This window comes from Pseudomonas sp. ME-P-057 (genome assembly GCF_030208975.1).
Taxonomy (GTDB): Bacteria; Pseudomonadota; Gammaproteobacteria; order Pseudomonadales; family Pseudomonadaceae; genus Aquipseudomonas; species Aquipseudomonas lutea.
On the sequence record NZ_JARVSX010000033.1, the window covers coordinates 200,541 to 214,830 of the forward strand.

The 14,290-nt window shown below is 60.4% G+C and carries 10 protein-coding genes; 6 read left to right on the plus strand and 4 right to left on the minus strand.

Features of this window, described 5'->3' with window-relative positions; translation table 11 throughout:
- The first annotated feature begins 54 nt into the window (after positions 1-54).
- The 3 genes from QRN48_RS17540 (at position 55) to QRN48_RS17550 (ending at position 2,624) form a co-directional block, all read left to right on the plus strand.
- Positions 55-1,203 (plus strand): pyridoxal phosphate-dependent aminotransferase, encoded by a 1,149-nt coding sequence (locus tag QRN48_RS17540; protein ID WP_285351974.1) that lies wholly within the window; start codon positions 55-57, stop codon positions 1,201-1,203.
- Entirely contained in the window at positions 1,191-1,982 is a 792-nt protein-coding gene (locus QRN48_RS17545) for an amidohydrolase (protein ID WP_191944377.1), read from the plus strand. The genes QRN48_RS17540 and QRN48_RS17545 overlap by 13 nt, the downstream gene beginning before the upstream one ends.
- A gap of 234 nt (positions 1,983-2,216) precedes the next feature.
- Positions 2,217-2,624: a hypothetical protein gene (locus QRN48_RS17550; protein WP_037012471.1), complete on the plus strand. Its 408-nt coding sequence runs from the start codon at positions 2,217-2,219 to the stop codon at positions 2,622-2,624.
- A gap of 79 nt (positions 2,625-2,703) precedes the next feature.
- Here the strand turns inward: QRN48_RS17550 and leuA are convergent, their stop codons facing one another.
- The 3 genes from leuA to xseA all read right to left on the minus strand — a co-directional run bounded on the left by leuA (position 2,704) and on the right by xseA (position 7,115).
- On the minus strand, positions 2,704-4,386 hold the full coding sequence (gene leuA / locus QRN48_RS17555; RefSeq protein WP_037012470.1) for a 2-isopropylmalate synthase: 1,683 nt from the start codon (positions 4,384-4,386) through the stop codon (positions 2,704-2,706).
- Between the two features lie 491 nt (positions 4,387-4,877).
- A complete protein-coding gene (locus tag QRN48_RS17560) occupies positions 4,878-5,675 on the minus strand; it encodes a peptidoglycan DD-metalloendopeptidase family protein (RefSeq protein WP_285352133.1) in 798 nt (265 codons plus the stop codon).
- A gap of 60 nt (positions 5,676-5,735) precedes the next feature.
- A complete protein-coding gene (gene xseA, locus QRN48_RS17565) occupies positions 5,736-7,115 on the minus strand; it encodes an exodeoxyribonuclease VII large subunit (RefSeq protein WP_037012467.1) in 1,380 nt (459 codons plus the stop codon).
- Positions 7,116-7,251: 136 nt separating this feature from the next.
- Between xseA and QRN48_RS17570 the strand changes: the two genes are divergently transcribed.
- From QRN48_RS17570 to guaA, 3 genes are all read left to right on the plus strand, one after another.
- On the plus strand, positions 7,252-7,800 hold the full coding sequence (locus tag QRN48_RS17570; protein ID WP_285351979.1) for a sugar ABC transporter ATPase: 549 nt from the start codon (positions 7,252-7,254) through the stop codon (positions 7,798-7,800).
- Between the two features lie 126 nt (positions 7,801-7,926).
- Entirely contained in the window at positions 7,927-9,396 is a 1,470-nt protein-coding gene (gene guaB / locus QRN48_RS17575) for an IMP dehydrogenase (protein ID WP_037012465.1), read from the plus strand.
- Between the two features lie 151 nt (positions 9,397-9,547).
- The gene (gene guaA / locus QRN48_RS17580) at positions 9,548-11,125 is read left to right on the plus strand and encodes a glutamine-hydrolyzing GMP synthase (RefSeq protein WP_285351980.1); all 1,578 of its coding nucleotides are present in this window, start codon (positions 9,548-9,550) and stop codon (positions 11,123-11,125) included.
- 87 nt (positions 11,126-11,212) lie between these two features.
- Here guaA and QRN48_RS17585 read toward each other — a convergent pair whose 3' ends face one another.
- Positions 11,213-14,164, minus strand: a complete 2,952-nt coding sequence (locus QRN48_RS17585; protein WP_285351982.1) for a dermonecrotic toxin domain-containing protein — start codon at positions 14,162-14,164, stop codon at positions 11,213-11,215.
- Between the last annotated feature and the right edge of the window lie 126 nt (positions 14,165-14,290).

The following is a 14,290-nucleotide window of genomic DNA, read 5'->3' on the forward strand; positions in this document are numbered from 1 at the left end:
CTATTCTGCTGATCCCCGTGCCGTCCAGGAGCCGGGTGTGGAGCAGGAAAACCCATGATCACCAGCAAATTGCCGAACGTTGGCACCACCATTTTTACTGTGATGTCTCAGCTGGCCGCCGAAACAGGGGCGATCAATCTCTCTCAGGGTTTTCCCGATTTCGACGGCCCCGATGCGTTGCGTGAAGCCCTCTGCCGCCGCGTCATGGACGGCCATAACCAATACGCGCCGATGGCCGGCTTGCCAGCGTTGCGCGAGCAAGTCGCCGCCAAGATCAGTCGGTGCTACGGCCGCGAAGTGGGCGTCGACAGTGAAATCACCATAACGCCTGGCGCGACTCACGCCATCTTCTGCGCCATCCAGACGGTTGTCCGTGCTGGCGATGAAGTCATCGTTTTCGATCCTTGCTACGACAGTTATGCGCCTTCCGTGGAGCTGGCCGGTGGGCGCTGCGTGCATGTGCAACTCAAGGACGGCAGCTTCGCCATCGACTGGGAGAAGCTTGGGGCGGCGTTGAGCCCGCGCACCCGGATGATTGTCATCAACACGCCGCACAACCCCAGTGGCGCGCTCATCACCCGGGACGAGCTGGACCGCCTCGCGGGGCTGATTCGCGAACGGGATATCTACGTGTTGAGCGATGAAGTCTACGAGCATCTGGTGTTCGACGGCCTGCAGCACGCCAGCGTGTTGGCCCATGAGGAGCTTTACCAGCGCGCTTTTGTGGTCAGCTCGTTCGGCAAGACCTATCACGTCACCGGCTGGAAAACAGGCTACTTCGTGGCGCCGCCTGCGCTCACGGCCGAAGCGAGAAAGATTCATCAGTTCGTCGCGTTTTGCGGCGTAACGCCGCTGCAGTGGGCACTGGCCGACTTCATGGCAGCGTGTCCAGAGCACGTAAATGAGCTGCCCGCGTTCTATCAAGCCAAGCGCGACTACTTCTGTGATCGGCTGGAGGCTTCGCGCTTCAGCTTCACGCGCGCCAATGGCACATACTTTCAGCTCGTCGATTATTCGCAGATCCGCCCGGACCTCAACGACGTAGACATGTCGTTGTGGATGACCCGCGAGCACGGCGTGGCGAGCATTCCTATCTCGGTTTTCTATCAAAGCCCGCCCGAAGGCCAGCGCCTGATCCGGCTGTGTTTTCCCAAGCGGGAGGAGACGCTGCGTCAGGCGGCGGAAAAACTATGCGCGATCTAAGCACACTGCCAAACCTCAACATTGCGCTGGTGCAGACCACGCTCGTCTGGCATGACGCGCCGGCAAACCACGCGCATTTTGAAGAGCTTCTGGAGCAAGCCAAAGGGGCGGACCTGGTGGTCCTGCCGGAGATGTTCACCACCGGCTTTACCATGGCATCCGAAGCACTGGCCGAGCCTGAGGATGGTCCGACGGCGAAATGGCTACTGCAGCAGGCCAGGGCACTGGACGCTGTCATTACCGGCAGCGTGATTGTTCGCGCTGCCGATGGCAGCCACCGCAACCGCCTGCTCTGGGCGCGCCCGGATGGCGAGCTGCTGCACTACGACAAGCGTCACCTGTTCAGGATGGCCGGCGAGCACGAGCATTACAGTCCGGGAGAACGCCAGGTGCAGTTTGAGCTCAAGGGCTGGCGCATACGGCCTTTGATCTGCTACGACCTGCGCTTCCCGGTGTGGAGCCGTGACGCCGTCGACACCGACCTGCTGCTTTACACCGCTAACTGGCCCGGCGCTCGGCGTTTGCACTGGAACCGCTTGCTGCCAGCGCGGGCTATCGAAAACCTGTGTTACGTCGCTGCGGTGAACCGTGTCGGCATCGACGGGAAAGGCTTTGCCTACACAGGCGACAGTCAGGTGCTGGACTTCCAGGGCGAGAGCCTGCTCAACATCGGCGAGGCGGATGGCGTCTTCCAGGTCAGCCTTTCAGCGCAAAGCCTGGCCGCATACCGGGAGAAATTTCCGGCTTATCTCGACGCCGATACATTCCAGATACAGTAATGCGTTCTTGTGCGTGGCATATAGGTTGTCGGGGGCTCGCGTGTAGCATCTGGCTGCAGGAGCCGGCTTGCTGGCGAAGGCGTGAGGTCAGTTGTCCTCGCATCGACTGACAACATGGGTTCGCCAGCAAGCTGGCTCCTGCGAATGAGGCGTGGCACGGTCAGCCGGAAAGGAATTCGACTTCAGGTATTTGTACGCTGGCCGATACAAAGGGCACCTCAGAAGGAGTTCATCATGACCACCATCAACACCAGTTCGTTGGGTGCTTACTCCAGCGTGTTTACGGCTGCCGTCAAAACCGACGACTCTGCCAAGAGCGACGCCAAGGCTGCCAGTGTCGAGCTGCGTGGCAATGTGTATGGCGACGCCAAGGCGTCCGGCCCCAGTGAGTCAGGCGACGCGCCGAGCATGAAGGAGCAGATGATCAAGCAGCTGCAAGAGCAAATCGAGCAAACCCAAAAAATTCTCGAGCAGCAGCAGGCTATGTTGGCAGCAGCGCAAAACAGCAAGGCGTCGGATGAGGAGCGGGCGGCGCAGGTTATGGCCATCCAGCAGCAGATTTCCGGGACCATGGCCCAATTGGGCGCGCAACAGGCGTCTCTGTTGAATTTGATGAAAGTCAAAGTCGACACCACCGCTTGATGCGAAGATGTAAACGCAAAGGCCCTGAAGTTCGCACTTCAGGGCCTTTTTCATTGCAGTGTCGTTGACGCGACGGACGTTACGCCGCCTTCGTCGCATCAGCCTGCAGCAAGCCACGATTGAGCGCGCTGAACAGCGCCTTGAAACTGGCCGTGGTGATGTTCTCGTCGATACCGACGCCATGCACCGCGCGGTCGCCATTCACGCGCAGCTCGATGTACGCGGCCGCTTTTGCCGTTGTACCAGCACCGATGGCGTGTTCGTTGTAGTCCATGATCTCCGCCGATACAGGGAGACCGGCGACCAGCGCTTCCAGTGCGCCGTTGCCCGTGCCTTTCCAGCGCAGATTGCTCTCGCTGTCGCTCATACCGGTCACCACCACCTCAACGGCGCTGTTGCCGTTCTCTTCCTGCAACCGATGGCTGACCAGCGCATAGGGCTTGTTGGCCTGCAGGTATTCGCGCTTGAACAGCGAGTAAATCTGTTGAGCCGTCATCTCCAGGCCCAAGCGGTCTGTCTCGCCTTGCACCACCTGGCTGAACTCGATCTGCATGCGACGTGGCAGAGAAATGCCGTACTCCTGTTCGAGCAGGTAAGTGATCCCGCCTTTGCCGGACTGGCTGTTGACCCGGATAACGGCTTCGTAGCTGCGGCCGATGTCGGCAGGATCGATTGGCAGGTAAGGCACTTCCCAGAGCGTGCCTTCTTTTTGCTGGGTGAAACCCTTGCGGATGGCGTCCTGGTGCGAGCCGGAAAACGCCGTGTGCACGAGATCACCCACGTACGGATGGCGCGGATGCACGGGGATCTGGTTGCACTCTTCAACGACCTTGCGTACGCCGTCGATGTCGGAAAAATCGAGTTGGGGGTTGAGGCCCTGGGTGTACATGTTCAGCGCAACCGTCACGAGGTCGACGTTGCCGGTGCGCTCGCCGTTGCCGAACAGGCAGCCTTCAACGCGGTCTGCGCCCGCCATCAGACCCAGCTCCGTTGCGGCGACGCCGGTGCCACGGTCGTTGTGGGTGTGCAGGCTGATGATCACGCTGTCACGACGGGAAATGTTGCGGCAGAACCACTCGATCTGGTCGGCGTAGATATTCGGGGTGGCGACTTCAACAGTGGCTGGCAGATTGAGGATCACTTTGTTCTGCGGGGTCGCATTCCAGACCTCGATGACGGCATCGCAAACTTCCTTGGCAAACTCCAGCTCGGTTGCGCTGAATGTCTCGGGCGAGTACTCGAACTGCCATTGGGTCTCGGGCTGCTGTGCGGCGTATTTGACGAACAACTGCGCGGCATTCACTGCGATCGCTTTGACGCCTTCCTTGTCTTGGTTGAAGACGATGCGGCGGAAGGACGGGCAGGTAGCGTTGTACAAGTGCACGATGGCTTTCTTAGCACCACGCAGGGACTCGAACGTCCGCGCAATGAGGTCTTCACGGGCCTGGGTCAGGACCTGAATGGTGGTGTCGTCCGGGATGTGGCCGTCTTCGATGAGGGTGCGCACGAAATCAAAATCTGTCTGCGACGCTGAAGGGAAGGAGGCTTCGATCTCCTTGACGCCTACCTGAACCAGCGTCTTCCAGAACCGCAGCTTTTTGACCGCATCCATGGGCTCGATCAGCGACTGGTTACCATCACGCAAATCGGAACTGCACCAGATCGGCGCCGCAGTGATGGTCTTGGAAGGCCAGGTGCGGTCAGGCAGATCGATGACGGGAAAGGCGCGGTACTTGGTCGAGGGATCGTTGAGCATGGTCATTTGAATAATCCTTTTTGTACTCAGGGCCGGGAGAAGGCGGCCAGCCGGTTGATGCGAGAGTAACACTGCACAAAGCGCGTCGAGTCGCTGCGATCAGCTTTGCAGTCGCGCGCTGACGAGGCAAAGGCTGCGATGTTGGCGCATCAGAATCAGGGTGTGGGCGGTTTTCATGTCGCCAAACGTAACCAATGGGGTGAAAGCTGGCAAGCGATTGGAAAAGATTGAGATAAGTTACTTGAATCGCAATTAAACTGAGATTTTATTGCTGAAAGTTCCTCGTTGGCGAGATTAGATTGCTCGCCAAGGTGGGGCTGCGCAAGGTCGCATCGGCTGGATGTGATGGTGCCCGTGCAGGGTACGCGTCTCTTTGTGGGAGTGAGCTTGCTCACGAAGGCTGCTTTACATCCGGTAGAGATTGGGTGAGTGAGCCGGTCTCTTCGCGAGCAAGCTCACTCCCACATTCCCAAAAGGGCTATGACCCGAGGCAACCGTTACGGCTGAAACGCATTGATGAAGATGGCCGGATCAACCCGCGCATCGTTCAGGCTCACGTTCCAGTGCATATGCGGCCCTGTCGCGCGCCCGGTCGAACCCACGCGTCCTACCACGCCACCGCGCGGCACGGCATCGCCCACCTTCACGTCGATCTTCGACATGTGGCAAAACATGCTGATGAAACCCTGACCGTGATCGACAAACACGGTATTGCCGTTGAAGAAGTAGTTGCCGATCAGGATCACCTTACCCGCAGCGGGTGACTTGATGGGAGTGCCGGCCGGGACCGCGAAATCCAGCCCCGCATGCGGGTTACGCTCCTCACCGTTAAAGAAGCGGCGAACGCCGAATTTGCTGGACAGCGGCCCGTCGACCGGCTTGTCCAGCAACAGGTTGCTTGGCGTCACGGGGCTAAACGTGCGGTAGGCCCGAACCTGCACATCGAGCTCCTGTTCGATGCGCTTCAGATCGTCCGCATTGGGATTGACCTGGCGCTGGTTCTTCAGCGTGATCCGCTGCTCCGGGTAGTTCTTGCTGGCGACCACAAACGGCAGACTGCGACCGCCACTGCTGACAGCCTGTGAGGTGCCGGGCTTGATGGTCAACGGGATGCCAACGATGGCCAGCCAGCGTGCGTCTGCATCCTTGACCACCAGCACCGGCTTGCCCTGCCACGTGGCTTTGGGCGCTTGCGCTGCCGGGCCGAGGTCGACCACCGCCACGCCGCCTGGCACCGGTTTGTTGAGCAAGCGGGAGATGTAGCTGTCAGCGTGGGCGGGCAGGGCGACACACATGGCGGCGCAAAGAGACAGCGCGACAGCGGCCAGCGAGCGGTAGAAGAGAGGCAGCATTGATCAATCCAGAAGTGAAAGGGTGACAGGCGTCAGATGATTGTCTTCGACGCGCACTTGCAGCTCGCCGTCCGCCAGTTTCGCGGTCAGACGCTGGCCTTGATGGGTTTGCTCCGCCGCCCGAATGGCTCTGCCGCGTTCATCGAGCAAGATGCTGTAGCCCCGACCAAGGGTGGCCAGCGGGCTGACCACATTCAGGGTCTGCACTTGACTCTGCAGCTGCAAGCGGCGGCTTTTAAGGTTTTCCCTGATCGCACGTGGCAGTCGTTCGGCCAGCACCGCCAGACGCTGGCGCAAGAACATCAGCGTGCGCCCTGGGTGTTGCGCGGCCAGCCGGCTTTCCAGATGGCTCATGCGCACCTGGCGCTTGTGCATCTGCTGCTCGAACGCCCGACGCATGCGCATGTCCAGGTCATCCAGCCGCTGCGCGCGCTGACGCAGGCGCTCGCCGGGGTGGCGTAGGCGGCGTGAGATACCGTCCAGACGCAGTTGCTCGCGCATCAGTCGGTCTTGCATGCGGCTGATAAGACGACGTTGCAGGCTGTCGACCCGGCGATGCAAATCGCTTGAATCCGGGGCCAGCAATTCTGCGGCAGCCGAGGGCGTGGGTGCGCGAACGTCGGCGACGAAGTCACTGATCGAAACATCTGTTTCGTGCCCCACCGCACTGACGATGGGCGTCACGCAGGCGTCGATGGCGCGGGCGACAGCCTCCTCGTTGAAACACCACAGGTCTTCAAGCGAACCGCCACCGCGCGCGAGAATCAATGCATCGAAACCGCGCCCGTCCGCCAGTTGCAAGGCCCGCACGATCTGGCCGATGGCCTCGCGCCCTTGGACAGCGGTAGGGATCAACGTGAGCTCGACCCGGGGCGCGCGACGCCGAAACACGCTGATGATGTCGCGGATCACCGCACCGGTCGGCGAACTGATGATGCCGATGCGTTTGGGGTGCAGCGGCAGGGCCACTTTACGTTCGGCGCTGAACAGGCCTTCGGCGTTGAGCTTTTCCTTCAGTGCATCGAAGGCCAGGCGTAGCGCGCCGTCACCGGCAGGCTCAACCGTGTCGAGTATCAGTTGATAGTCACCACGACCCTCGAACAGCGAAACCTTGCCGCGCACCTTGACCGCCAGGCCGTCCTTGAGTGCCTGACGCACCCTCGCCGCGTTGCTGCGAAACAGCGCGCAACGCACCTGGGCGCCGGAGTCCTTGAGGGTGAAGTAAACGTGCCCGGAGGCGGGGCGAGAGAGGTTGGAAATCTCGCCCTCGACCCAGATGCTGGAAAACACATCCTCCAGCAGCACGCGTGCGCGGCCGTTGAGCTGGCTGACAGTCAGGACGTCCCGGTCGAGGCCGAGTCTTGCGAAAGGGTCTTTGATCATGCGGGCATCATAAAGGCATTGGGGCACGGCTCACCAGATGAGATCGTGGGAGGCGCGCCGCCTGGCGGCGATACTTGACGTCACCGACAGCGAGATTAAGCTGCCGCCCCCCGAATACTCGTCAGACAGGCCCTCCATGGACACCCAAAGCATCATTGTCCCGCAAATCTCCAGCTTTCCTGCGCACGAGGCGAAGGCGCGGGCGATCCTGCGCTGGCTGGTGAAGCTGAACGTGGTAGGGGAGTCGCTGACGACTTGCGGTCGCAGCTTCAACCGCATGGCCTACGCGATTGCCCCTGGTGCGCGGCGCGTTGTCGAAAACCCGGATGCACTGCCTTTTGGTCAGCCGGTCAACGGTCTGGAGATCGTCCTCAAGCGCTGCATCTACACGCCGCAGCAAGACTTTAAAGAGGAAGCAGGCTGCCCGGAATGCCGGCGTGAGATCGGCGAAGCGCTGTTCGAGAGCCTCGAAGACTGGATGCCGGGCCACACCGATAACTTCATGTGCCCCGAGTGCCGGCACGAGGACGACATCAACGGGTTTCTGTTCCTTGAGCCGTGCGGGTTCTCGAACCTGGGATTCATCTTCAACAACTGGCTGGATGCGGGTTTCAAAAGCAGTTTTATCGAGGCGTTTGCCGAGCGAATGGACCGTCCGGTGTCCCACGTCAAAGTCAGGATGTAACGATCGCCGCCGTTTTTGGCCGCAGTCATCCGGCTCATTGAGTAAATAGGCTGATCTTTACATTGAGATAGTGCAGGTGTCTGGGTACAATGGCGCGCTTCCATTTTCCCGCTCGGGAGCCCAGCGATGCTGCGTATAAGCCAAGAAGCCCTTACATTCGACGACATTCTCCTTGTGCCCGGTTATTCCGAGGTGCTTCCCAACGAAGTCAGTCTGAAAACCCGACTGACCCGTGGCATCGAACTCAACATCCCCCTCGTTTCCGCCGCTATGGACACCGTCACCGAAGCCCGTCTGGCAATCGCCATGGCTCAGGAAGGCGGCATTGGCATCATCCACAAGAACATGACCGTCGAGCAGCAAGCTGCCGAAGTGCGCAAGGTCAAGAAGTTCGAAGCGGGTGTGGTCAAGGATCCGATCACCATCGAGGCTGACGCCACCGTTCGCGACCTGTTCGAACTGACCCGTCAACACAACATCTCCGGCGTTCCGGTCCTGCACGACGGCGAGCTCGTCGGCATCGTGACCTCTCGCGACGTTCGCTTTGAAACCCGCCTCGATATCCCTGTTCGCGAAGTGATGACGCCCAAAGAGCGTCTGGTCACCGTTCGTGAAGGCGCTGACAAATACGAAGTGCGCGACCTGCTGCACAAACACCGCCTCGAAAAAGTCCTGATCGTCGACGACAAGTTCGCGCTGAAAGGCATGATGACCGTCAAGGACATCGAGAAATCCAAAGCCTGGCCGCTGGCGAGCAAAGACGATCAGGGTCGTCTGCGCGTTGGCGCTGCGGTCGGCACCGGTAAAGACACCGGCGAGCGTGTCAGTGCCCTTGTTGCTGCGGGCGTAGACGTCATCGTCGTCGACACCGCGCACGGCCACTCCAAAGGCGTTATCGACCGTGTTCGCTGGGTCAAGCAAACCTTCCCTGACGTTCAGGTCATTGGCGGCAACATCGCCACCGGCGCCGCTGCACGCGCACTGGTCGAAGCGGGCGCTGACGGCGTCAAGGTCGGCATCGGTCCTGGCTCCATCTGCACCACGCGTATCGTCGCCGGTGTGGGCGTGCCGCAAATCAGCGCCATCGCCAATGTAGCTTCGGCACTCGAAGGCACTGACGTTCCCCTGATCGCCGACGGCGGCATCCGCTTTTCGGGTGACCTGTCCAAAGCCATCGTTGCCGGCGCCTACTGCGTAATGATGGGCTCGATGTTTGCCGGTACCGAAGAAGCACCGGGCGAGATCGAGCTGTTCCAGGGCCGTTCGTACAAGGCCTATCGCGGCATGGGTTCGCTGGGCGCCATGTCCCAGGCCCAGGGCTCGTCTGACCGTTACTTCCAGGACTCGTCCGACGGCGCGGAAAAACTCGTGCCGGAAGGTATCGAAGGCCGCGTTGCGTACAAGGGCTCGCTGACTGCCATCGTTCACCAGTTGATGGGCGGTCTGCGCTCTTCCATGGGGTACACCGGCAGCGCCGACATCCACGAAATGCGTACCAAGCCTGAATTCGTACGCATCACCGGTGCCGGCATGGCCGAGTCTCACGTCCATGACGTGCAGATCACCAAGGAAGCGCCGAACTACCGGGTCGGCTGACGCCTCCAGCGGCAAGTTGATAGTTATTAGCTACAAGCGATCTGTAGCGGCACTGCCTTTCGGGCTGCCGCTACGGATATGCGGCCCCCAACACCTTGCAGCTTGAAGCTTGAGGCTTGAAGCTTGAAGCTGCTCTATCTAGAGTCCTCTCATGGCCCTCGACATTCACGCCCACCGCATCCTGATTCTGGACTTCGGTTCCCAGTACACCCAGCTGATCGCCCGCCGCGTTCGCGAAATCGGCGTGTACTGCGAACTGCACCCGTTCGACATGGCGGACGAAGCGATCCGCGAATTCGCCCCGAAAGGCATCATCCTCGCCGGCGGCCCCGAGTCCGTCCACGTCGCCGACAGCCCGCGCGCGCCGCAGGCGGTGTTCGACCTGAACGTGCCGATTTTCGGCATCTGCTACGGCATGCAGACCATGGCCGAACAGCTCGGTGGCCGCGTTGCCGGCTCCGAGTTGCGTGAATTCGGTTACGCCCGTGTCGACATCGTCGGCAAGAGCCGCGTGCTGGATGGCATCGAAGACCACGTCGACGCCGATGGGGTTTTCGGTCTCGACGTGTGGATGAGCCACGGCGACAAAGTCACCGACATTCCTGAAGGCTTCCACGTGCTGGCCAGCACCCCGAGCTGCCCGATCGCCGGCATGGCCGACGACACCCGCGGCTACTACGGCGTGCAGTTCCACCCGGAAGTGACCCACACCAAGCAGGGCGGTCGCATCCTCTCGCGCTTCATCCTCGACATCTGCGGTTGCGAAGCGCTGTGGACCCCGTCGAAGATCGCCGAGGACGCCATCGCCCAGGTTCGCGCACAGGTCGGCACCGACAACGTGCTGCTGGGCTTGTCGGGCGGCGTCGACTCCTCTGTGGTTGCCGCGCTGCTGCACAAAGCCATCGGCGACCAGCTGACCTGCGTCTTCGTCGACAACGGCCTGCTGCGCCTGCACGAAGGTGAGCAAGTCATGGCCATGTTCGCCGAGAACATGGGCGTCAAGGTGATCCGCGCCAACGCCGAGGACCAGTTCCTCAACAACCTGGCCGGCGAAAGCGATCCCGAGAAGAAGCGCAAAATTATCGGGCGCACCTTCATCGACGTTTTCGACGCCGAGTCGAACAAGCTCGACAACATCAAGTACCTGGCCCAAGGCACCATCTACCCCGACGTGATCGAGTCCGCTGGCGCCAAGAGCGGCAAGGCCCACGTCATCAAGTCACACCACAACGTGGGTGGCCTGCCGGAAGAAATGAACCTGAAACTGGTCGAGCCATTGCGCGAACTGTTCAAGGACGAAGTCCGTCGTCTGGGCCTGGAACTGGGTCTGCCGTACGACATGGTCTACCGCCACCCATTCCCGGGCCCGGGCCTGGGCGTGCGCATTCTGGGTGAAGTGAAGAAGGAATACGCCGACCTGCTGCGTCGCGCCGACCACATCTTCATCGAAGAACTGCGCAAAGCCGACTGGTACCACAAAGTCAGCCAGGCATTCGTCGTGTTCCAGCCGGTTAAATCGGTTGGCGTGGTAGGCGACGGTCGCCGCTACGCGTGGGTCGTTGCCCTGCGCGCCGTGGAAACCATCGACTTCATGACCGCACGTTGGGCGCACCTGCCTTACGAGCTGTTGGAAACGGTGAGCGGCCGGATCATCAACGAGATCGAAGGCATATCCCGCGTTACCTATGACGTGTCGAGCAAGCCGCCTGCGACGATTGAGTGGGAATGATCCCGCTTTGATCTAAACCTTCACAGGCTCGGATCTAAAAGCCGAGTGAGACCACCCGCGTCTCACTCGGCTTTTTGCGTTTAAGCCTCAACGCACCAGCGTCATCCCCATCAGCTCCAACGACAGCGACAAATCGCCAAGCGAATCGAACCGGCGCCCACTCACCCGTGGCCATTTCGGCCGATCGATGTAAACCCTTGTGCCTTCGCGTTTGATCTCCGTCCGGACAGCGGCCCCTTCATTGCTGCGGTGTACAAGCGTCAGTCGTTTGCCCTCTGCTTCAACAGTGAACATGCCCGCGCGGGTGAGTTTGTTCTCAAGATCGGGTGCGGGTTTTACCGCTTCGCGAAGGTATTGCAGGCGCAGATCGCTCTTGACGGTGCCTGCAGTGCGGCCCATTGAGTTGGACATCTCGACGCCCGGGTCGGCGGTAATGCCCGGTGACTCGATGGCGTGCGCATCTTCAACACGCAAGCCAAAAGCTCCTTCCAGTTCAGCCATACCGGGCACACCCTTGTAGGTGTTGGCATGGGAGTTGCCGACCAGTGCGACCCAATTCATCCCGTTTCGCGCCGCCCGGTCTGTATCGATGACGCCTTTGGCGTAGTAATTCATCATCTTCTGACGGGCTGTTTGCTCGGCATCCGGCATGCCGTCTACGCGGTAGCTGGCCATGCAATCAATGGCCCTGATGCGAACATGGTTTTCCCGAGCTGCTTTAAGGACTGCCATAAAGGTGTACTTGCCGGTGGGGTCAGTTCGATGGCCCTTGTCCAGCGCATGAACGTAACCTTCAAGCTCGGGCGACATCTTCCCGCTCCTGGAAAAAACATCCAGATCCGCCTGATGAAAGTCGGTCAGCAGGTGTTCCATGTAAAGGGTTCTCACCTTGAGCTTGGTCAGCAGTTGCATGTGTTCGATCAGGAATTGCTTGCTGCCTGCGTCGGCGTGGCTTTCGCCAATAATCAGCCCCGACGCGCGTTTGAACAGTCGCTTAAGGGTGGTCTTCAACGGAGCGTCGGGCGTCAGTGGTGGCAGCTCTGGACGCAGGGGTAATTCGAACGTGGAGAAGAACGCATCGGCGTCGTCACGGAGCAGACGCCGTATGCGTTTGAAGCCCTCATAAGGGTCTCGAGTGGCCAGCCCAAGGCCGCCGTAACGTTCGTCGACGAGTCGGCCTCCGGCCTGTGCGCCCTCCATAAGCGCTGCTCTTTGCGCAGGGGGTATTTCGTAGGGGCTCGGCAAAGTGCCCGGTTGTTGAGCAACGCGGGCGCCACGCACGCCGGAGATTTTCCCCAACAGCTTGCCGCCGCCCTTGAGGGCCGAGACTGCAACAGGCTCCCAGGCACCGGCACTGTTCAGCTTAACGGGCAGGTTACGATAGAAGGAGTAAGGGTTCTCCGGATCAATGATGGCCCATGTTTTGAGCTCATTGATGTAGCGCACGGCATACGCGAGGTCATCGATCTCGATAAAGGTTTCGCCCTGTTCGGTCTGGTAAATGCCCTTCATGCGGCCTTCAGCGCTGGCAGGTGCAAAGCCATCCAACAGCTTGTTGGTCTCGAAGGCAGCCAGCGTAGCCTGCCGGTCCAGGGGCTCTAGCTGTTCAGGTTCAGCAGGGGACGACTCGACGAATGCTTCCATCGGCTCAGCCTCTGCCACGTCGGGGGTTGGTTCCGGTTCGAGTGCGGGGGCGGTGACCGGCTCAAGCACACCGCCCTCGGATTCAGCGCTGCCACCCAGGAAGAACGTGCTGTTGAATAGCACATCGATGCCCGCAGTCACCGCGCCGATGACGCCGGCCTTGCGTCGAGCCGTGCTCGCGCCATTCACCGCCTGATCGATATTAAGACCCATGTCAGCCAGCCCTGCGCCCACCGCCGCCAATGCTATCGGCCAGTCAACGGCAGCCAGTGCGCCTGACAGCTGCGAGATGCTTCGCAAATAGCCGATCCACAGCTGTTTGCGCAAGTCACCATTGGAATGCGGGGCCAGGCCGGCGTCGGCAAACATTCGTGCGCGGATGGAGTCGCGTAGATGGGTAAACGGATCACCCGCTACCACTCGGCTGTGCTGATTGATCACGCCAGGCTGCGCCGCACCCCATGTCGTATAAAGCACGTCAAGACCATGGTAGAGCCCGATGTTTTGATCAGCCTCCCCATGGGCCGATAGAGGAAAATGGCCCATAAAGCGCGCGCGTCGCTCGGTGCGGTTGTTTTGCGTCAGTAGCCACCTGTGCAGTTCTTCGGGCGTATCGAATGCATGAAATGCCTGCACCTCGCCGGGGGTATAGAGAATTTGTCGGCCATCGGCGGTTACGACGCGCAGGATGTCGCTGGCTTCATAACCGATGACGTCGAAAGTCCAGACGCTGACGGCGTGACCGGTCGGCGCGCTCGCTTGTAACGCCGCGAGACTCGCCGGTACGGAGGGGGCGATGTTTGCAGCGGCAAGCACGGAGCTCAGGTTTTCATCGCTCAGCCAACCGGCTTGATGGTCTTGCAGGGCGCTGGCGAGATAGTTGGCCTTGGCCATGGTGCGAAAGTCGTCGGCAAAGTCGCGCCAGAACGCGCTGAGTTTTGCATGAAAGGCCGACTTGAAATCGACAGCCCAGAAATCGCGCATGACTTGCGCGGGCAGCAGCCTCACCTCATTACGTTCATCAAACACGTCGGCAGCGGCGCCGGCGGTGTAGAACCCGCTGAGCATCTGCAGGGTGTCGGCGTTGTCCTGATCTTGCGGATTAAACCGGCTCATGACCAACTGCGGCAGGGTCATGGACTGATAGGGCGCATCGACATGCTGCCAGCCGCTGAACGAGCGCGAGCTGTTAACGGCGGTGTGGAAGCGGTGCCAATACACTGAGTCTGGTTCAATGTCTTGGCCGGTATAGCGCATGAGGATCTCGCTCGCGATGCTGCGAGCCATTTCGCGCATGTCCGGGCAAGCGTCGACAAGACGCTGGCTGATGGCAACGAGGGCGGCGCGATCCTGCGTCGGCCCTTCAGCGGGCGGGGTGTTTGGTGCGGTGGTCATATTCGTCGTCCGTGATGAATGAGGACGACAAGCTTGGCGCGATCAGCGATTCATTTGGTACTAAATATGTATTGCCTGCGCCGTCGCCTTAAATTTCTGTAGGTGCAGGTGTATCGTGTCCGCCCC

Coding starts and splice junctions, on each gene's coding strand:
- QRN48_RS17585 (WP_285351982.1), bottom strand. CDS start 14,164: ATGACCACCGCACCAAACACCCCGCCCGCTGAAGGGCCGACGCAGGAT.
- guaB (WP_037012465.1), top strand. CDS start 7,927: ATGCTGCGTATAAGCCAAGAAGCCCTTACATTCGACGACATTCTCCTT.
- xseA (WP_037012467.1), bottom strand. CDS start 7,115: ATGATCAAAGACCCTTTCGCAAGACTCGGCCTCGACCGGGACGTCCTG.
- QRN48_RS17570 (WP_285351979.1), top strand. CDS start 7,252: ATGGACACCCAAAGCATCATTGTCCCGCAAATCTCCAGCTTTCCTGCG.
- QRN48_RS17560 (WP_285352133.1), bottom strand. CDS start 5,675: ATGTGTGTCGCCCTGCCCGCCCACGCTGACAGCTACATCTCCCGCTTG.
- QRN48_RS17545 (WP_191944377.1), top strand. CDS start 1,191: ATGCGCGATCTAAGCACACTGCCAAACCTCAACATTGCGCTGGTGCAG.
- QRN48_RS17540 (WP_285351974.1), top strand. CDS start 55: ATGATCACCAGCAAATTGCCGAACGTTGGCACCACCATTTTTACTGTG.
- QRN48_RS17550 (WP_037012471.1), top strand. CDS start 2,217: ATGACCACCATCAACACCAGTTCGTTGGGTGCTTACTCCAGCGTGTTT.
- guaA (WP_285351980.1), top strand. CDS start 9,548: ATGGCCCTCGACATTCACGCCCACCGCATCCTGATTCTGGACTTCGGT.
- leuA (WP_037012470.1), bottom strand. CDS start 4,386: ATGACCATGCTCAACGATCCCTCGACCAAGTACCGCGCCTTTCCCGTC.